The organism is Anoxybacillus suryakundensis (assembly GCF_001418025.1).
In the GTDB taxonomy this organism is placed as follows: domain Bacteria; phylum Bacillota; class Bacilli; order Bacillales; family Anoxybacillaceae; genus Anoxybacillus; species Anoxybacillus tengchongensis.
Genome location: NZ_LIOK01000001.1, coordinates 177,074 through 195,455, shown reverse-complemented (window position 1 = coordinate 195,455; position 18,382 = coordinate 177,074). Strand labels below are relative to the sequence as shown.

Here is an 18,382-nt window from a genome sequence, read left to right as displayed (position 1 = left end):
AAAACTCCTTTCGCTTTAATTGTTACGTAGGCAGTATATGTGACAGTAGACATCGGTGTATGGACGAACGCCTAAAAATGAAAAACATTTGGAGGGATTGTAGTGCTACGAATTGATAAATTATTAGCTAACATGGGATATGGAACGAGAAAAGAAGTAAAAAAGCTGTTGAAAGCAGGCGTAGTTAAAGTCGATGGAACGATCGTTAAAGATGCAAAAATACATGTCGATCCAAAAGCGCAGGTTGTTACTGTATGGGAAGAAGAAGTGGAGTATAAACCGTTTATTTACTTAATGATGAACAAGCCAAAAGGAGTCATTTCAGCAACGGAAGATGCGGTGGAAGAAACGGTTGTTGATTTGTTAGAAGAGGAAGATCAGATTTTTGATCCATTCCCGGTCGGACGACTTGATAAAGATACGGAAGGGTTATTGTTGTTAACAAACGATGGACAACTTGCCCATCAGTTGTTGTCACCAAAAAAACATGTCCCGAAAACATATGAAGCGATTATTGATGGGGAAGTCACGGAAGCGGATGTTGCTGCATTTCAGCGCGGTGTTGTGCTTGATGATGGATATGAAACGAAACCAGCAGAACTTGTCATTATCCGTTCCGGTTTGCGCTCGGATGTTCAGGTTACGATTACAGAGGGGAAGTTTCATCAAATTAAACGAATGTTTCAAGCGATCGGTAAACGTGTTGTTTATTTAAAACGTATTCAAATGGGACCCATCCCGCTTGATGAAACGTTAGAACCGGGAGAGTACCGTGAATTGACAGATGAAGAAATTGCTTTATTAAAGGGAGAGGACAAAAAATAGGAACCTGCATCGCTCAGGTTCCGTCTATATACATTTCATTATGACGACATCTTCACTCTTTTTTTAGTTGTTGTCCATTTACCTTTGCTAGGGCTGTGAATTAAGTCGTTGTATGCTAACACGTTTAAATCCCGCTGAATCGTTCGTGGAGTAATACCAAATTCGTCCACGAGCTCTTGCGTTGTCACTGTTCCTCTCTCATTAATGAACATGTAGACGGACTTAATACGGGTTAGCATGCGATCGGTAGATGGTTTCAAATGATCACTCCCTATCGTCACATCATTCGCATGGTACAACAAAGATGAAAAACTAGATGTCTCACTATTTATTTTACACGAAAGCATAAGAAAAATGCTATAAATTTGCTGAATTTTACACAATATTTACACAATTAATACCATATTTTTCTTAAGGAAAGGTGAAAGTGACGATGAATATGAACTGGATGGAAGAAGTAAAAAAGCGAGAAAAAGCCCTTTTGCAAGATTTACAAACATTTTTGCGCATTCCAAGCGTACGTAATGAACAAACAGCCACGAAAGAAGCACCGCTAGGAAAAGAAGTGTATGAAGCGCTTTGTTACATGCTAAAACGCGGGGAAGAAGAAGGGTTTGTTGTGAAAAATGTTGACGGATTAGCCGGACACATTGAAATGGGTGACGGAGAAGAAATTGTTGGGGTTTTATGTCATGTTGATGTTGTTCCCGCTGGTGACGGTTGGACGTTTGATCCGTTTGGGGCAACGATTGTCGATGGGAAAATTTATGCACGTGGTGCTTTAGATGATAAAGGTCCGACGATTGCCGCATTTTATGCGATGAAAATTGTGAAAGAGCTAGGACTAACACTATCTAAGCGCGTACGCATGATTATTGGAACAGATGAGGAAAGCGATTGGCAATGTGTTGAACGATATTTTCAAACGGAGTCCATGCCGACGCTTGGCTTTGCCCCAGATGCTGACTTTCCGATTATTTACGCTGAAAAAGGGATTGCCGACTTTGATCTTATTCAACAGCCAATGAATAAGCAAGCACATGATTGTGTTCTTCTTTCGTTTCAAGCTGGCCGTCGATACAATATGGTTCCAGATTTTGCGGAAGCTATTTTGCAAAACGGAAACGACATAAAAGATCGTTTTCTCGCATTTTTACGTTCGCATACGCTTGAAGGTGAGGCATATGTAGATGGCGACACGGTGAAGCTATATCTTCAAGGTGTTTCTGCTCACGGCATGGAACCGAACAACGGAGTGAATGCGGGGCTATGGCTTGTAAAATTTTTGGCGAATGAAGCACTTGATCCACAAGCAAATGAATTTGTCCGTTTTGTTTCTCAATACTTTTATGGAGATACGCGCGGACAGCACTTAGGGATTGCACATACAAATGAGGAACTAGGTGATTTGACGATCAACGTCGGTGTTCTTTCATATACAAGTGAACATGGGGGGAAGATCGGTATTAATTTGCGCTATCCTGTGACGAGCGACATTGCACATACGAAAGAGGCAATTGAGCGAGCAGCAAGCCGTCATCACTTTACGTTAACAAACTTTTCTCATTCTTCTCCACATTATGTCGCAAAAAACCATCCGCTCGTTCAAACGTTACAACGTGTTTATGAAGAACAAACGGGAGAACGTGCGTCGTTGCTTGCGATTGGCGGTGGGACATATGCGCGTTCTTTACAAGCGGGAGTGGCGTTTGGCCCGCTATTTCCGAATCGTCCAGATGTGGCACACCAAAAAGATGAGTACATGTTTATTGATGATTTAGTTAAAGCAACAGCTATTTACGCTCAAGCTATTTATGAGTTAGCAAAATGACAGTTTCCAAAAATATGTTATAATGAAAAGTGCCGTCGATCATGACGGTACTTTTCGTCATTTTATATCGATATGGGGGATTTTTGTGTATACACGTATTTTTCGCATGTTTTACTTTTTGCAGTTTTTTAGTTTCGGTTCGCTTTTTCCATTATTATCTGTGTACTTAAAAGATGAAGTCGGATTGTCGGGGACAGAAATCGGGATGATTATGTCGATTAGCCCGATCGTTATGATTTTCATCCAGCCAATTTGGGGAATGATAAGTGATTATACGCGTAAACCGGTTCAAGTGTTAATCGTATCTTTATTAGGAACAGCTTTTTTTGGCTTTATGTATTCGCTTGTTCACTCATATGTATGGTTGCTTGTGATTGCCGCATTACTTGCAGTTATGCAAAGTGGTATTGTTCCACTGTCTGACAGCATTACGCTTCATTATGTGCAAAAAGCGAATGAGCGGTATGGTTCGATTCGTTTGTGGGGAGCACTTGGATTTGCAGCTGCTGTTCCGATTGCAGGACAAGTCGCTCAGTTATTCCATCTTCATTTTATTTTTTACATTTTCGTTGCTTTGCTCATTATTTCGAGTGTACTAGCATGGAAGTTGCCAAGAGAGCAGTCAAGTGCAAAAGTGAACATTCGAGAAGGAATGAAAGCATTGATTCGTATTCCTAGGTTTCTTTTATTTTTGTTGACGACATTTCTCGTTTTCGGTCCGATTTATGCTAATAATTTTTATTTCGGTATTTTGATTACTGATTTAGGTGGAACGCTTGCAGGCGTAGGACTTGCCTTTTTATTAGCCGCAGGAAGTGAAGCACCATTTATGAAATTTGCTGACGGTGTCGTCCGAAAGTTCGGGATGATGAGTGTGTTATTAGTTGCGACAGCTTTGTCTTGTGCTCGGTGGACATTTTACTTTTTTGAACCACCGCTCGCTATTGTATATGCAACGACAATTGTACAAGGGGCGTCCGTCGGTTTGTTTATTCCAGCTGCTCTCCAATACGTTCGTGACATTACCCCCGCGCACGTGCGTACGACGGCCGTATCGCTTTATGCCACGGTTGGAAATGGGCTTGGGAGTTGGTTTTGTACGTTTGTAGGAGGGTATATTTTAGAGCGTTGGACGATTGAGCACGTATATTTATTTTTTGGATTGTTGACATTTGGGGGGATGGTCATTTTTGCTTGGCAGTCAAAAAAGACATTGCATAAAGTATCGGAAATTTGATAAAATTTAGAAAATTAAAAGGTGGGACGATAAATGCACTATTTTTTAGCAATTCCTTTGCCGAGCGAAGTGAAAAAGCGGCTACATCATTTTATGTCTCAATGGAAAGCGCCATTTCGTTTGTTCGTTCACGAAGAAGATTATCATATCACACTTGCGTTTTTAGGGAGGGCAACGGAAGAAGAGCGAAAACAAATTACAGAGCGTATGCCAAAAACGGTTCGAAAACATAAGGCATTTTCGTTGCAACTGAGTGAAGTTTATTCGTTTGGCTCGCGTATTTTATGGTATGGCGTAAAAGAAGAGCCTCGTTTGTTTTCCCTTCGTCAAGATGTGTATGATGTTTGCGAGAAGATTGGTTTTTCTCTTGATGCACGACCGTTTACACCACATATTACGCTTGCGAAAAAATGGAACGGATCGTTTCCGTTTTCACTTGAAACATATCCACGAAAAATGGAAGGAGAAGACGTTCGTTTTTTTGTGCATGACGTTGTGTTATATGGGACACATGTAAATGAAACACCGAAATATAAGCCGCTTATGCGCTTTCCTCTTTCATGATCTATAAGAGGGGGAGAAGAGATGGGGATTGTGATCATTCAAATAGGGGTATTGTATACGTTGTATGTTGTCGGTTCATTTATTCAGCAACTGCTACACATTCCTATCCCTGGAAGTATGATAGGGATGTTGTTGCTATTTTTATTGTTAATGACTGGAATAGTGAAGGAAGAGTGGATCTCTCGTGGTGCCAACATGCTTTTGTCTCATTTAACACTGTTGTTTATCCCGGCAACTGTTGGTGTCATGGATTATGTTGAACTTTTTTCAGGGAAAGGGATATGGTCCATTTTTGTTGTCATCGTGAGCACAATGATCGTCATGTTGTTTGCTGGTTTCATTGGTCAATGGGCACAAACACGTGAACAAAAGCGAGTGCATGAGGTGAAAGGGGCATGATTGGCGCTAGTATGCTTTTATGGACAATAGTTGTGTATATGGCGATGCGCAAATTGTATGCTCGCTTTTATTTTCCATTGCTTGTGCCAATTGCAACGAGCACAGTCGTTATTATCATCACATTATCGCTTTTTCATCTATCATATGAACAATATATGGTCGGAGGAAAATGGCTTGTTCATTTGCTAGGTCCCGCAGTTGTCGCGCTAGCTTTGCCGCTTTATCAACATCGTTATACGCTCAAAAAGTTTTTATGGCCGTTATTATGTAGCACATTTTTCGGTACGATTATTGGAATAGGAAGCGGTTTATTATTGGCACGTCTTTTTCATTTACCTGAACAAGTTGTTCGATCAATTATTCCGAAATCAGTCACTTCACCCGTTGCAATGGATATTGCAACGCTCATTGGCGGCATACCAACGCTTGCTGCTGTATATGTCATGGTTGCAGGAATTTTTGGCGCGATGTTTGGACCAACGATTTTTCAACGCTTACGCCTGAATACAGCTTTAGGGATCGGAAGCGGACTTGGGTCGGCTTCACATGGTATTGGTACTGCAAAAGCGCTTGAAATGGGTAAAAAAGAAGCAGCGATTAGCTCGGTAGCAATGACGTTAAGTGCGATTTTTGCTTCCCTTCTTTGCCCGTTGTTGCTTTTGTTGTAGAATGAAAGTAACAATAGATTGCTGGAGGTTAGGGCGTGGGACAGCTTATTAAGCTTCAAGATTATATTTCGCGCTACGAGCTAGATATTTATCATTATCCAAGCGAGTTCATTCGCTTAAAGAAGAAGCAATGGGAACGAATGAAGCATGCATGGGAGACGGGGCAACTTGCTTTAAGGGTAGAACCACATTCATATGAATCATGGAAATGGCTTGAGGAAGAGCCGTCTCTCTTTGATAAAATTAAGCAAATATGGACAAGAAAAAAAGTCAAAGATGTGACGGACGAAAATGAACGGCTGGAAGAAGAGGAAGACTTTATGTTTTCCATTACGTCCGAACCGAAAACGATTGAAGAGTTAAAAATATTATTTTTAGAAAAGCTGTTTCAACTGCAAATTCGTTGGGCGAGTTCAACGCTAACGGAAGAATCCATTATTGATCCGAAATATTATTATGATGTATATTTGAAATATTTTTTGCAACGTTTTCCTGATACGTACTTATGTATGTATAAACCTGTGTTTTTATTGAAAAAAGCTCCTGTCGAGCTAAATACGATTTTAATTAGCCCAACGACAACATGGTGCATTGCGTTTACGGAAGAACGAAAAAATAACATTATTGTTGGTTCAGCTGAACGGTTTTGGACGGAGATTTTTGATGATGCGGAGCGAAAAATCGTCAACCCGATGATTTCGCTTCACCGAACAGAAAAAGTTGTTCAAACGATTTATAAACAATTTTCTGTCGATATGCCGATCAAAAAAGTGTTGATGAATCGAGAAGGATATATTGATTATCGTTACGCACCGAGCGATCTTGATATCATCGATCGCCGTCATTATGATGCATGGTTTACGTCACTTAGACAGTTGACAATGCCGTTAAAGCATATGCAGCTGAAGGCAGCACAATCATTGTTGACGTATTGTGATACACGCTATTACGATCCGCTCGTCATTGAAGAAGTTGAGGAGGCTGATGAGTAGAGCTCAGCCTCTTTTATAGCGGATTTGGGCTCGGTTTGCCGATATAGTAGCCTTGGGCAAACGGAATGCCAATTTCGCGACAGTAGTCTAATTCTTCTTTTCGTTCAATTCCCTCAGCAAGTACGTGAATGCCAAGCGTCTGGGCAATTCGAGTTACTTCTTTTAAAAACGCTTGTTTCTCTTTTTCTTGGTCACAATTTTGAATGTAGTGGCGATCAATTTTTACATAATCAGGTTGTAATAGCGTAAGCATATCGATTGTTGAAAAGCCGGCACCGACATCGTCTAACGCTACTTTCATTCCTGATCGTTTATATGTGGCAAATACGTTCTTTAAATGGTCAATATCAATGATTTTTTCCGTCTCGACAACTTCAAATACAAGATCTTCAGGTGCTACCTCATATTGTTCGACGATGGAAAATGTGTGCCGAAGACAAAATTCGGGATTGTAAATTGTTGATGGTAAAAAGTTAATGAAACTTTTTATCCCTTTTTTTATTTTTGTACGTGCTCGAATCGCTTCTTCGCGTGCTCGCCGATCTAAAAATGTATGCAAACCTGTTTGTTGCGCAACAGAAAAAAGCTGTTTAGGCGAAAAGTGGTGTGAGCGTAGTAAACATTCATAACCGAAAATGTCTCCTGTTTTTGTATGAATAATCGGTTGTAAATAACTAACCAACGGTCCGTTTGTTATGCATTGGACAACGTCTTCATGCTTAATTCGCATGCTTAACTCATGAAGTGGAATGAACGGCCCCGGTGAATCGGGGTTTTTGCATAACGCTACGAATGTTTTTTCTTTTGGAACGATTGTCTCTACATATGTCGCTAATTGTTGCAATGAATCATACGAATAACATAAATACTTTTTTTGTTCTTCCTGCATAATAAGTAAGTAACCAGATTGTAAAATTGGAAATGGAACGCTACACGAGATGCAAGAATGCATCATTTCTCCCCCCCTTTATCTTAATCCATTTTACAATAAAAATGATTGACTTCAAAAGTGGAAGTTGGTGACCGATAATGATGACAAGACAACACCCGTTTGAAGCCTACTTAGATGATCTAGAGTTAATTACCATTTTGCTACCGAACGATGTTGTTCACGAACGCGCACCAATATTTTTTTTATGCGATGAGGAACAAACGGCATACCGTTTAACAGTTCGTTCAAGTGAGAAACAGCAACCATTTACAAAATATGAGTGTTCCGTCCCTTTTATTGTTCCATTAGGGAAACGGTATGTCGTTTATACGGAAGAAGGATGGCAAGCTCCTTTACAAGTAGGAGCAGTGATGAGAACAAAAGCATTCGATGAATTATATGCATATGATGGAAATGATCTCGGTGCAACGTACAAACCGGAAAAAACGACGTTTAAAGTGTGGGCTCCGACGGCAACAAAGGTGTTATTAAAGCTTATTCATCCAAAGACGAAAGAAGAAACGATTCATGTGATGGTACGAGAACAAAAAGGGATATGGACATATACAGTGTATGAAAATATGGAATATTTTTTGTATACGTATAAGACATATATCAATTTTGTTTGGCGGGAGGCAGTGGATCCTTATGCAAAAGCGGTTTCTGTCAACGGTGCATACGGTGTTGTTGTTGATTTGACAAAGACAAATATACCAAAGCCAGTCATGCCTCCGTTTATTTCTATGACAGATGCGATCATTTATGAAATGCATGTGCGTGATTTTACGATTCATCCAAGAAGTGGAGTAAAACAAAAAGGGAAGTATATAGGTTTAACGGAGCGAGGAACAATAGGTCCCAACGGAACACTAACAGGTCTTTCTTATATTAAACAGCTCGGTGTTACGCACGTTCAACTCATGCCTGTGCAAGATTTTGAAGGAGTTAATGAGCTCAAGCCACTTGAATACAACTGGGGATACAATACGGTACATTACAATGCACCAGAAGGAAGTTATGCAACTGATCCGACTGATCCATATGTGCGTATCATGGAGCTAAAACAGGCAATTCGAGCATTTCAACAGGAAGGTATTCGCGTCGTTTTAGACGTTGTATATAATCACGTATATATTCGTGAAACATCATCGTTTGAACATCTCGTCCCGGGCTATTATTTTCGATATGAATCAAACGGTTATCCGTCAAACGGCACAGGAGTCGGAAATGATTTAGCATCTGAAAGAAAAATGGTACGAAAATTGATTATTGATTCAGTGACATATTGGCTAAGTGAATACGGTGTCGATGGATTTCGTTTCGATTTAATGGGCATTTTAGATATCGATACAATGAATGACGTTCGCCGTGCCATCGATGCAATTGATCCGACGGTTCTTGTTCTTGGTGAAGGTTGGGAGTTAGCTACTCCATTACCCCAAGAAAAAAAGACAACGATTGCAAACGCAAAACATACGCCACGCATTGCTTACTTTAATGATCGATTTCGTGACTATGTCAAAGGTAGCACATTCCAAGTGCACGATCGAGGATTTGCGTTAGGGGATTGCTCATATAAAGAAGCAGTAATGGAAGTTATTCGTGGAAGCATTCATCTATTTTTTTCACCAAGGCAAAGTGTCAATTATGTCGAATGTCACGATAATCATACATTATGGGATAAAATGATCATCGCCAACGCACATGAAAGCGAATATATTCGTCGCAAACGTCAAAAGCTAGCTACAGCGATCGTTTTATTATCGCAAGGTATTCCTTTTTTGCATAGCGGGCAAGAGTTTTATCGAACAAAACAAGGGATTGAAAATAGCTATAACGCTCCTGATGAAGTGAATCGAATCGATTGGGAGCGGAAAAGTGCATGTGAAGAGGATATTCGGGAGATGATGGCTCTCATTGCGCTTCGTAAAAAACATGGCGCGTTTCGTTTTTTTACTGCCGATCAAGTTCGGCGTCACATAAAATTTTATGATACACACCCATCTGTTATTGCTTATCAACTAGTTGACGTCGGTGCGTATGGCTCATGGGAACAAATTGTTGTTGTGCATCATAATGAGGAGAAAAAAACGACATTACCCCTTTTTGAAGGAAGATGGGAAATTATATTTAGCTCGAATGAAAAAGATATAGGAAAAATAAGCGAACGGTATATTGAAATAAATGGAATTGGTACGTGGGTATTAATTGAATGTTGACGGGGAAACGATGAGAAAGATAAAATCTAGTAAGATGACAATTGCAATTTTTATTTTGACTAAGTCGAAAGGTGAGCTCACTTGGAACAGTTACTAGGTAAGGAGTGGGAAATTTCCCCGGCAGGTGGTGCGACAGGGGATGCATATATTGCAGAGCACGATGGGAAGAAGTTGTTTTTAAAGCGCAACTCTTCTCCATTTTTAGCTGTTTTATCAGCAGAAGGAATCGTTCCAAAATTAGTATGGACGAAACGAATGGAAAATGGAGATGTCATTACTGCCCAACAATTTTTACAAGCGCGTGAATTAAAGCCGCATGATATGACTAGCAAACAAGTTGCACAATTGCTTCGAAAAATTCATCGCTCGAAAGAATTGTTGGGGATGATGGAGCGTCTCGGTAAAAAACCTTTGGTACCTCATCGTTTGTTAGAGGAAATCAAGAAAAATGAATATGTTGAGTTAAAAGCGCACTCGGCCGTTCGAGACGCATTTGCATTTTTAGAGCGACACGTAGACGATGTGTATTGTACAGATTATGTCGTTTGCCATTGCGATATGAATCATAATAATTGGCTGTTAACAGAAGATAATCAACTATATTTAATTGACTGGGATAGTGCAATGATCGCAGATCCTGCGATTGATATCGGAATGTTATTATATGCTTACATTCCACGAGAACAGTGGGCGAGTTGGTTAGAAGAATATGGCATGGAGTTCGATGAACAATTGCAGTTACGGATGAAATGGTATACTGTTGCCCAAACGGTTGGGTTGCTTGCATGGTATAAAGGACGGAATAATGAAAAGGAAATGCAACGACTGTTGCATTTCCTTGAACATGTGCTACGTTAATTGATCCATCCAATCAGCAAGTTGCTGTTCATGTTGATTGATATGTGAAGAAAGATCGGTTGCATTTTTGCCGTTTTGACTGTACGTGTAAATATGGGACAATGTTTGTTTCAGTTCAGAATGGACAGCATCGTTCGCCATTAACGATTTAGCGAGCCGCTCAATTTGTTCACATTCTGCTACCGTTCCTGAACGATCAAGTTGGTGTTCCGATAAAATATCTTTTAATACAGTTAATTGATGCTCATGATTAATGGCCATGTTCATCCCCCTATTCGCTTATTAATATGGCCATTTTTATCTTTTTATATGCAAAGAAACGGAGGATGAGACGTGCGTTTAAGAAATAAGCCTTGGGCGAAAGAAAAAATTGCAGCATATCCACAATACATTATCCCGCAACCTGAACGATACAAAGGGCGTTGGCGTGAATTGTTTTCAAACGATCATCCGATTCATATCGAAATTGGTACAGGAAAAGGTCGCTTTATTACGGAAATGGCAAAAATGAACCCGAATATTAACTATATCGGAATTGAATTGTATGAGAGCGTCATCGTATGTGCGCTTGACAAGTTAATTGAAAATGATTTGCCAAATTTGCGCTTATTAAATGTCAATGCAAAAGATTTAACAAATGTTTTTGCCAAAGGAGAGGTTGAACGTATTTATTTGAACTTCTCTGATCCGTGGCCAAAAAAGCGACATGAAAAACGTCGCCTAACGTATCGTTCGTTTTTAGAGTTATACGAAAACATTTTAGTTGATGAGGGGGAAATTCATTTTAAAACGGATAACCGTGGATTGTTTGAATATTCTCTTGTCAGCTTCTCGCAATATGGTTTAGTTTTTCAATATGTCAGCCTCGACCTTCATCGAAGTAATTTCGAAGGAAATGTCATGACAGAATATGAACAAAAATTTTCAGAAAAAGGCAACCCGATTTACCGTTGCGAAGTAAAGTATCGGAAACCTATGTCATAATTAGGCATAGGTTTTTTTCTTTTCTGAATATTTTTGTAATGTTAAAATGAGTAATGAAAGAGGACAAGGGGGAGAAGTAATGGAGAAATTAACGATCGGTCAAGCAACAATGACGTGGTTAAATGGAGGAATTACACATTTAGACGGTGGAGCGATGTTCGGTGTCGTACCAAAGCCGCTTTGGGTGAAAAAATACCCATGCAACGAACAAAATCAAATTCCGCTCCGCACCGATCCCATTTTATTGCAAATGGATGGGAAAAATATATTAATTGAATCTGGCATCGGGCGAGGAAAATTAAATGAAAAGCAAAAACGGAACTTTGGTGTAACAGAAGAGTCCTCATTAGAAGAGCAGTTGGCGCTTCTTTCTTTGACACCCGAAGACATTGATTTTGTATTAATGACGCATTTGCATTTCGATCATGCGAGCGGTTTAACGAAATGGGAAGGGGACACGCTCGTTCCGACGTTTCCGCGTGCGCGCATTATTACGTCAGCGGTAGAGTGGGCAGAAATGAGAGAGCCAAACATTCGCTCGCGCAACACGTATTGGAAAGAAAACTGGGAAGTGATTGTTGATCAAGTCGATACGTTTGCGGAACAATTGGAAGTTGTTTCAGGGGTAACGATGATTCATACAGGCGGTCATAGCGATGGACACGCGATCATTATTATCACATCCGAAGGGGAAACAGCCGTTCACCTCGGTGATTTGATGCCGACGCATGCCCATCAAAATCCGCTTTGGGTTATGGCGTATGATGATTACCCAATGACATCTATTTTCGCTAAACAAACATGGCTTGCTTATGGAATGGAAAACAATGCATGGTTTACATTTTATCACGATGCATACTATCGTGCGGTCCGTTGGAATGATCAGTTTCAAATCGTCGAAGCGCTCAAACGTCAATAAAAACCCAAGCAAAGTCGCTTGGGTTTTACAATTCTCGTGCATCAATAATCGTTCCTGATTTTGCATCAATAAAACATTCATATGCACCTGTTGGACGAGTAATTCCCCCTCGATAGACGTCGTAACGCAATCCGTTTTTTTCGATCGTTTCAACGGTCGTTTGAATCCACGATCCTGTAATCGCACCAGTTTGTTGAAAAGCTTCTTTTGCCTTTTGAAGCGCTTGTTCAGATGAAATCAAACGTTTATGTTGCCACTGATGAAATATGTACCCAGCCGTTGCACCGACAACGATGCCGGTAAGAAATGTTTTGATGCGCATATGCATTCCTCCACTTTTTCTTTTAGTATACCGAATTGTATGGGTGGAAACTACATGTAAAATTCGCTACAATGACAAATAGCGAGAAAAGAAAGGGGAAACAGCGATGGATTTGCAATTGTTTCAAACGTTAACCGAATTGCCAGGAGCGCCGGGAAATGAACATGCGGTGCGCGCTTTTATGCGTGAGCAGTTACAAAAATATGCCGATGATATTGTGCAAGATCGGCTCGGAAGTATTTTTGGAGTGAAGCGAGGAACAGAAAATGGACCGATCGTAATGGTTGCTGGACATATGGACGAAGTTGGTTTTATGGTCACTGCTATTACTGAGCAGGGGATGATTCGTTTTCAACCGCTTGGCGGGTGGTGGAGTCAAGTATTGTTAGCTCAACGTGTGCAAATTATAACAGATCACGGTTCAATTACCGGTGTGATTGGTTCGACTCCACCGCATTTGCTCGATGAAGAACAGCGGAAAAAGCCGATGGATATGAAAAATATGTTGATTGACGTTGGGGCGGATGATCGGAACGATGCGGAACGTATGGGCATTCGTCCTGGGCAACAAATTGTGCCAATTTGTCCATTCACACCGTTAGCAAATGAGAAAAAAATTATGGCGAAAGCGTGGGACAATCGTTACGGTTGCGGTTTAGCGATTGAGTTATTAAAGGAGTTAAAAGATGAAACGTTGCCAAATGTATTATATTCTGGAGCGACAGTTCAAGAAGAAGTCGGATTGCGCGGTGCACAAACAGCAGCTACGATGATCAAGCCGGATATTTTCTTTGCGCTAGATGCAAGTCCAGCGAACGATATGACAGGCGATGAAAAAGAGTTCGGTCATCTTGGTAAAGGTGCACTTGTGCGCATTTATGATGCCACAATGATTACTCATCGAGGCATGCGCGAATTTATTTTAGATACAGCAGAAACAAACAATATTCCATACCAATATTTCATTTCGCCAGGTGGCGGAACAGATGCAGGCAAAGTACATATCGCAAATAGTGGTGTCCCTTCAGCTGTCATTGGCATTTGTGCACGGTATATCCATACGCATGCATCGATCATTCATATTGACGATTACGAAGCGGCAAAACAGCTATTAGTCGCTCTTGTGAAACAGTGTGATCGCGCGACAGTGGATGCTATTCGCCATAATGCTTAAGGAGATGGGGGGATGAAAATCGCTGTTGGAACGAAAAACAATACGAAAGTAAGAGCAGTGAAAGCTGTATTTCATGAGGCTCACCATACGATCATGGCGAGCGATGTACAACCGAGTGTATCAAAACAGCCGTTTTCTGATGAAGAAACGTTGCAAGGCGCTATTGAGCGGGCGACATTAGCAGTTTCCCAGCAACAAGCCGATATTGGGATTGGATTAGAAGGCGGCGTATTTGTTGCACAAGATGGGACGATTTGGCTATGCAATTGGGGAGCGCTCGTTGATCGGGATGGAGCCGTTGTTGTTGCCGGAGGGGCGCGCATTCCGCTTCCTAGTGAGATAGGTGAACAACTAAAAATGGGAAAAGAATTAGCTGAAGTGATGGATGGATACGCCAATCGCCACGACGTTCGTTCAAATGAAGGAGCGATCGGCATTTTGACGAATGGAGCAATCGATCGAACAACGATGTATACACATATCGTTCATATGTTAAAAGGGCAATATGAGCATAAAAAGAAAGGGTGGATCAATAGATGAAAACGATTGAACGTATCGAGCAGTATAATGAAGTCATAAAAAAGGGAAAAGTCATCATGATGTTTACGGCTGATTGGTGCCGTGATTGTCAATTCATCCAACCGGTTTTACCAGAGATTGAAGCACAATTTCCGGATTATACGTTTTATGCGATTGATCGCGACCAATGGCTTGATTTGTTTACAGCGCATAACGTATTCGGCATTCCAAGCTTTATCGCATATGAAAATGGGCAAGAACGAGGCCGATTTGTGAGTAAAGATCGGAAAACGAAAGAAGAAATTGTCGCGTTCATTCAAAGCTTAGGTGAGCGTGATGAATAGTAAACAAATAAGCGAGCATATCCAACAGCGGTTATCCCATTATCCATGGGATTTTCAATGGGATCGGAAAAAGGATACACTTCGCATTGAGCATTGTGAAACGAAAAAAGGGGTGACCATCTCCTTACCCCCTATTATTGCAAAATGGGAGCTTGAACAAGAGCGTGCTATTGACGAAGTCGTTTATTATGTCGAGCAAACGTTAACGGCATTACATGATGATTCACCGCTACAAGGAAAAGAAAAACATATATATCCGATCATTCGTTCTACCTCATTTCCGACAAAAACGAATGAAGGGGCGATGTTTATTTATGACGAACATACAGCGGAAACGCGCATTTATTATGCGCTAGATTTAGGAACAACGTATCGCCTTATCGATGAACGTTTAGTTGAATCGGAGCGCTGGGATGTGCAACAATTAAAAGAGATTGCACGTTTTAATGTTCGTTCATTGCCGACAACGGTGAAAGAAGACCGCGTCGCTGGCAATACGTTTTATTTTATAAACACAAATGACGGATATGATGCAAGTCGCATACTAAATGATGCTTTTTTAAAAAAGTTTGCTGAAAAAATAAAAGGAACGATGTTACTTGCTGTTCCTCATCAAGATGTGCTCATTATTGCTGACATTGAGAACGAAATCGGCTATGATGTACTTGCGCAGCTGACGATGAGTTTTTTTGCAAGTGGAAGAGTGCCGATTACTGCTCTTTCGTTTTTATACGAAGATGGGCAGTTGCAACCAATTTTTATTCTCGGAAAAAATCGTCGAAAGGATGAGAAACAATGAACGTATTTTACAACCGTGAGGGCATTGGCGATACGTTGCTTATTACATTAAAGGTTGTTGACCCACAAGAGCGTGCTTTTGAGAAAAAAGGAGATGTTGTGCGTATTTTTAATGAACAGACGGGTGAAACTGTTGGCTACAATATTTTTCATGCGTCTACATATGGCACATTTGAAGGAAATGGAGTTGTTGAGGTAACCGAACAAGTCATTACGACAATTAACGACATATTGCAAAAAAATGGTGTGAATGAACAAGTAAAGGCTGATTTTTCACCAAAGTTTGTTGTCGGTTACGTAAAAGAAAAAGAGAAACATCCGAATGCTGATAAGTTAAGTGTTTGTCAAGTAGATGTTGGTACGGAAACGTTGCAAATTGTATGTGGGGCTCCAAACGTAGAAGCGGGACAAAAGGTCGTGGTTGCTAAAGTCGGGGCGGTCATGCCAAGCGGTCTAGTCATTCAAGAGGCAGAGCTTCGTGGAGTGAAATCTTATGGGATGATTTGTTCTGCGCGCGAGTTAGATTTGCCAAACGCTCCACAAGAAAAAGGTATTCTTGTTTTACATGATGAGTACAAAGTAGGCCAACCATTTTTCAGCTGACTTCCGTGACGGCAGTCAGCTTTTTTTGTGGTAAAATAAAACCGAATGTACAAAAGAAAGAGTGAGGATGGAATGGGTTGGTTAAAAGCATTATTTCGTTATTTATTCGGGGAACAGCATGAGCCAAAAAAGATGCGAAAACAACAACAGTCCGTACCAACGAATGAATATAAAGAAATAGAAGCAAAAGTCGTTTATGAATATCCGAGAGGAAAATTTCGCTTTCCATTAATTCCGGATGAACCAAAGGGAAGAATAAAAGAGAGAACATATGAGCAAAAAAACGATTCATTTAAGAAAAAAACGTATCGCATAGAGCGAAAAGAGAGTGAATCACGCACGTTTCGCCCGACAGATGTACCATCGCCTGTATTTGGTTATAAGCGAATAGAGCATGTCGAACGAAAAAAAGAACATGATGTCGTTGTTGAATTTGAACTTCCGATCGTTGAAACGGTCGAAACAAACGAACGTGTACATACACAAGTAGAGGAGTCAGTAGAGAGACAACTTGTTGACGAAACAAATGAACATGTGCATATGACAGTAAGTGAGCCACTTCATGAAGGGAAAGAGGTTGATTGTGAAAAGGAAGTGGTTGAAGAACACATGGAGCAACATGAGGAGGAAGAAACGAAAGAGCGGGAACAGAGAGAAGAAAAACTCGAACAAATTCATGAGGAAAGAACGCGACAACGAAGCGGTGTACCATATAATGTCATGATGTTAAAACAAGATCGAGAAAAATGGAAAGAGCGACAGCAAAAACAATCATATGTATTCCCGTCATTATCGTTGTTGCATGCACCAAGTATACGTCATGAAGATGATGAAGCGTGGTTAAAAGAACAAACAGAGCGATTAAACGAGACGTTCAAAAACTTTAATGTTGGAGCAACAGTCGTTCACGTGACTCAAGGTCCAACGGTTACTCGTTTTGAAGTGCAACCAGAACTTGGAGTGAAAGTGAATAAAATTACGAATTTAGCGGATGATATTAAATTAAATTTAGCGGCCGTGGATATTCGTATAGAAGCGCCTATTCCCGGAAAAAACACGATCGGAATTGAAGTACCTAACCGATCAAGCCGCCCTGTTTTTATTCGTGAAGTGTTACAAAGCGAGGTGTTTCAGCAATCAAACTCCCCGTTAACCGTTGCTTTAGGATTAGATATTTCAGGAAAACCGATTGTCACCGATTTAAAAAAGATGCCACACGGGTTGATTGCGGGGGCAACTGGATCAGGAAAAAGCGTATGTATGAATGCGATGTTAGTGAGTTTATTATACAAAGCAGCACCACACGAAGTGAAGTTATTATTGATCGATCCGAAAATGGTCGAACTTGCACCATACAATCATATTCCACATTTAGTTAGCCCAGTTATTACGGATGCAAAAGCGGCAACGGCAGCATTAAAATGGGCTGTGTCTGAAATGGAACGGCGATATGAGTTATTTGCACATACCGGTGTGCGCGATATTGTACGTTATAACGAATTAATACGAAAAGCTCAAAAACCGGAACAACATTTACCGTATATCGTCATTGTCATCGATGAGCTTGCAGATTTAATGATGGTTGCCCCAGCTGATGTGGAAGAAGCGATTTGCCGTATTGCTCAAAAAGCGCGAGCATGTGGTATTCATTTGCTTGTTGCTACACAACGACCATCTGTTGACGTCATTACAGGTTTAATTAAGGCGAATATCCCTACACGCATTGCCTTTTCTGTATCGTCGCAAATCGATTCGCGTACAATCATTGATATAAACGGTGCGGAGAAATTACTTGGACGAGGCGATATGTTATTTTTAGAAAATGGAACAGCAAAGCCAGTTCGTTTACAAGGCAACTTTGTATCGGATGAAGAAATAGAGCGTGTCGTCGCCCATGTACGACAACAAATGGAACCGTCTTATTTATTTCAACATGATGAGCTATTGCAACAACATGTACAGGCTGATGAAGATGATGAGCTGTTTTATGAGGCGTGTGAGTTTGTTGTTCAACAAGGCGGTGCCTCAACATCAAGTTTACAACGTCGTTTTCGTATCGGCTACAACCGAGCGGCACGCTTAATTGAGATGATGGAGCAACGTGGCATCGTATCGGCACCGAAAGGAAGCAAGCCGCGCGATGTGTTAATTGATGAACAACATCTCGAGCAACTACAAGATACAATTTAGATGGA

Annotated in this window: 21 protein-coding genes; 17 read left to right on the top strand and 4 right to left on the bottom strand. The window is 40.7% G+C overall.

What is annotated here, in order from left to right; all coding sequences use genetic code 11:
* Positions 1-102 precede the first annotated feature (102 nt).
* Positions 103-825, top strand: coding sequence for a pseudouridine synthase (locus tag ASC42_RS00935; RefSeq protein ID WP_072242633.1), 723 nt, complete (start codon positions 103-105; stop codon positions 823-825).
* Positions 826-863: 38 nt separating this feature from the next.
* On the opposite strand, the gene ASC42_RS00930 is transcribed toward ASC42_RS00935, so the two are convergent.
* Complete coding sequence (locus ASC42_RS00930; protein ID WP_012574138.1) at positions 864-1,085, bottom strand: DeoR family transcriptional regulator; 222 nt, start codon at positions 1,083-1,085, stop codon at positions 864-866.
* Between the two features lie 173 nt (positions 1,086-1,258).
* On the opposite strand from ASC42_RS00930, the gene pepV reads away from it, so the two are divergent.
* From pepV to ASC42_RS00900, 6 genes are all read left to right on the top strand, one after another.
* Positions 1,259-2,656, top strand: a complete 1,398-nt coding sequence (gene pepV / locus ASC42_RS00925) for a dipeptidase PepV (protein ID WP_055440139.1) — start codon at positions 1,259-1,261, stop codon at positions 2,654-2,656.
* 85 nt (positions 2,657-2,741) lie between these two features.
* Positions 2,742-3,893 carry an MFS transporter gene (locus ASC42_RS00920; protein WP_055440138.1) on the top strand — a complete coding sequence of 384 codons (1,152 nt, stop codon included), beginning with the start codon at positions 2,742-2,744 and terminating at the stop codon, positions 3,891-3,893.
* Between the two features lie 33 nt (positions 3,894-3,926).
* The gene (gene thpR, locus ASC42_RS00915) at positions 3,927-4,457 is read left to right on the top strand and encodes an RNA 2',3'-cyclic phosphodiesterase (protein ID WP_055440137.1); all 531 of its coding nucleotides are present in this window, start codon (positions 3,927-3,929) and stop codon (positions 4,455-4,457) included.
* Between the two features lie 21 nt (positions 4,458-4,478).
* Positions 4,479-4,856, top strand: a complete 378-nt coding sequence (locus ASC42_RS00910) for a CidA/LrgA family protein (RefSeq protein ID WP_055440136.1) — start codon at positions 4,479-4,481, stop codon at positions 4,854-4,856.
* On the top strand, positions 4,853-5,524 hold the full coding sequence (locus ASC42_RS00905; RefSeq protein ID WP_055440135.1) for an LrgB family protein: 672 nt from the start codon (positions 4,853-4,855) through the stop codon (positions 5,522-5,524). The genes ASC42_RS00910 and ASC42_RS00905 overlap by 4 nt, the downstream gene beginning before the upstream one ends.
* 35 nt (positions 5,525-5,559) lie before the next feature.
* A complete protein-coding gene (locus ASC42_RS00900) occupies positions 5,560-6,516 on the top strand; it encodes a hypothetical protein (RefSeq protein WP_055440134.1) in 957 nt (318 codons plus the stop codon).
* Positions 6,517-6,529: 13 nt separating this feature from the next.
* Here the strand turns inward: ASC42_RS00900 and ASC42_RS00895 are convergent, their stop codons facing one another.
* Positions 6,530-7,468 carry an EAL domain-containing protein gene (locus ASC42_RS00895; RefSeq protein WP_055440133.1) on the bottom strand — a complete coding sequence of 313 codons (939 nt, stop codon included), beginning with the start codon at positions 7,466-7,468 and terminating at the stop codon, positions 6,530-6,532.
* Positions 7,469-7,545: 77 nt separating this feature from the next.
* Here ASC42_RS00895 and pulA point away from each other — a divergent pair, with 77 nt between their 5' ends.
* The gene (gene pulA / locus ASC42_RS00890) at positions 7,546-9,666 is read left to right on the top strand and encodes a type I pullulanase (RefSeq protein WP_055440132.1); all 2,121 of its coding nucleotides are present in this window, start codon (positions 7,546-7,548) and stop codon (positions 9,664-9,666) included.
* Between the two features lie 81 nt (positions 9,667-9,747).
* Positions 9,748-10,524, top strand: a complete 777-nt coding sequence (locus ASC42_RS00885; RefSeq protein ID WP_055440131.1) for a phosphotransferase family protein — start codon at positions 9,748-9,750, stop codon at positions 10,522-10,524.
* On the opposite strand, the gene ASC42_RS00880 is transcribed toward ASC42_RS00885, so the two are convergent.
* Positions 10,516-10,785, bottom strand: a complete 270-nt coding sequence (locus tag ASC42_RS00880) for a YtzH-like family protein (protein WP_055440130.1) — start codon at positions 10,783-10,785, stop codon at positions 10,516-10,518. The genes ASC42_RS00885 and ASC42_RS00880 overlap by 9 nt on opposite strands.
* Before the next feature lie 72 nt (positions 10,786-10,857).
* On the opposite strand from ASC42_RS00880, the gene trmB reads away from it, so the two are divergent.
* Positions 10,858-11,508 carry a tRNA (guanosine(46)-N7)-methyltransferase TrmB gene (trmB, locus tag ASC42_RS00875; RefSeq protein ID WP_055440129.1) on the top strand — a complete coding sequence of 217 codons (651 nt, stop codon included), beginning with the start codon at positions 10,858-10,860 and terminating at the stop codon, positions 11,506-11,508.
* A 79-nt stretch (positions 11,509-11,587) separates the two neighbouring features.
* On the top strand, positions 11,588-12,427 hold the full coding sequence (locus ASC42_RS00870; RefSeq protein ID WP_055440128.1) for a YtnP family quorum-quenching lactonase: 840 nt from the start codon (positions 11,588-11,590) through the stop codon (positions 12,425-12,427).
* Positions 12,428-12,452: 25 nt separating this feature from the next.
* Here the strand turns inward: ASC42_RS00870 and ASC42_RS00865 are convergent, their stop codons facing one another.
* Positions 12,453-12,749: a PepSY domain-containing protein gene (locus ASC42_RS00865; RefSeq protein ID WP_072242632.1), complete on the bottom strand. Its 297-nt coding sequence runs from the start codon at positions 12,747-12,749 to the stop codon at positions 12,453-12,455.
* A 106-nt stretch (positions 12,750-12,855) separates the two neighbouring features.
* On the opposite strand from ASC42_RS00865, the gene ASC42_RS00860 reads away from it, so the two are divergent.
* From ASC42_RS00860 to ASC42_RS00835, 6 genes are all read left to right on the top strand, one after another.
* The gene (locus ASC42_RS00860; RefSeq protein WP_055440126.1) at positions 12,856-13,923 is read left to right on the top strand and encodes a M42 family metallopeptidase; all 1,068 of its coding nucleotides are present in this window, start codon (positions 12,856-12,858) and stop codon (positions 13,921-13,923) included.
* 12 nt (positions 13,924-13,935) lie between these two features.
* On the top strand, positions 13,936-14,463 hold the full coding sequence (locus ASC42_RS00855; RefSeq protein ID WP_055440125.1) for a DUF84 family protein: 528 nt from the start codon (positions 13,936-13,938) through the stop codon (positions 14,461-14,463).
* Positions 14,460-14,786 (top strand): thioredoxin family protein, encoded by a 327-nt coding sequence (locus ASC42_RS00850; protein WP_055440124.1) that lies wholly within the window; start codon positions 14,460-14,462, stop codon positions 14,784-14,786. The genes ASC42_RS00855 and ASC42_RS00850 overlap by 4 nt, the downstream gene beginning before the upstream one ends.
* Positions 14,779-15,585 carry a DUF1444 domain-containing protein gene (locus ASC42_RS00845; RefSeq protein ID WP_055440123.1) on the top strand — a complete coding sequence of 269 codons (807 nt, stop codon included), beginning with the start codon at positions 14,779-14,781 and terminating at the stop codon, positions 15,583-15,585. The genes ASC42_RS00850 and ASC42_RS00845 overlap by 8 nt, the downstream gene beginning before the upstream one ends.
* Positions 15,582-16,187, top strand: coding sequence for a YtpR family tRNA-binding protein (ytpR, locus tag ASC42_RS00840; protein WP_055440122.1), 606 nt, complete (start codon positions 15,582-15,584; stop codon positions 16,185-16,187). Before ASC42_RS00845 ends, ytpR begins: the two co-directional genes overlap by 4 nt.
* A gap of 72 nt (positions 16,188-16,259) precedes the next feature.
* Positions 16,260-18,377 (top strand): DNA translocase FtsK, encoded by a 2,118-nt coding sequence (locus ASC42_RS00835; protein ID WP_055440121.1) that lies wholly within the window; start codon positions 16,260-16,262, stop codon positions 18,375-18,377.
* The last annotated feature ends 5 nt before the right edge of the window (positions 18,378-18,382 follow it).

Bases quoted from the DNA above. Each gene is read 5' to 3' on its own strand.
- pepV (WP_055440139.1), top strand. From the start codon at position 1,259: ATGAATATGAACTGGATGGAAGAAGTAAAAAAGCGAGAAAAAGCCCTT.
- thpR (WP_055440137.1), top strand. From the start codon at position 3,927: ATGCACTATTTTTTAGCAATTCCTTTGCCGAGCGAAGTGAAAAAGCGG.
- ASC42_RS00910 (WP_055440136.1), top strand. From the start codon at position 4,479: ATGGGGATTGTGATCATTCAAATAGGGGTATTGTATACGTTGTATGTT.
- ASC42_RS00905 (WP_055440135.1), top strand. From the start codon at position 4,853: ATGATTGGCGCTAGTATGCTTTTATGGACAATAGTTGTGTATATGGCG.
- ASC42_RS00895 (WP_055440133.1), bottom strand. From the start codon at position 7,468: ATGCATTCTTGCATCTCGTGTAGCGTTCCATTTCCAATTTTACAATCT.
- pulA (WP_055440132.1), top strand. From the start codon at position 7,546: ATGATGACAAGACAACACCCGTTTGAAGCCTACTTAGATGATCTAGAG.
- ASC42_RS00880 (WP_055440130.1), bottom strand. From the start codon at position 10,785: ATGGCCATTAATCATGAGCATCAATTAACTGTATTAAAAGATATTTTA.
- ASC42_RS00870 (WP_055440128.1), top strand. From the start codon at position 11,588: ATGGAGAAATTAACGATCGGTCAAGCAACAATGACGTGGTTAAATGGA.
- ASC42_RS00865 (WP_072242632.1), bottom strand. From the start codon at position 12,749: ATGCGCATCAAAACATTTCTTACCGGCATCGTTGTCGGTGCAACGGCT.
- ASC42_RS00860 (WP_055440126.1), top strand. From the start codon at position 12,856: ATGGATTTGCAATTGTTTCAAACGTTAACCGAATTGCCAGGAGCGCCG.
- ASC42_RS00855 (WP_055440125.1), top strand. From the start codon at position 13,936: ATGAAAATCGCTGTTGGAACGAAAAACAATACGAAAGTAAGAGCAGTG.
- ASC42_RS00850 (WP_055440124.1), top strand. From the start codon at position 14,460: ATGAAAACGATTGAACGTATCGAGCAGTATAATGAAGTCATAAAAAAG.
- ASC42_RS00845 (WP_055440123.1), top strand. From the start codon at position 14,779: ATGAATAGTAAACAAATAAGCGAGCATATCCAACAGCGGTTATCCCAT.
- ytpR (WP_055440122.1), top strand. From the start codon at position 15,582: ATGAACGTATTTTACAACCGTGAGGGCATTGGCGATACGTTGCTTATT.
- ASC42_RS00835 (WP_055440121.1), top strand. From the start codon at position 16,260: ATGGGTTGGTTAAAAGCATTATTTCGTTATTTATTCGGGGAACAGCAT.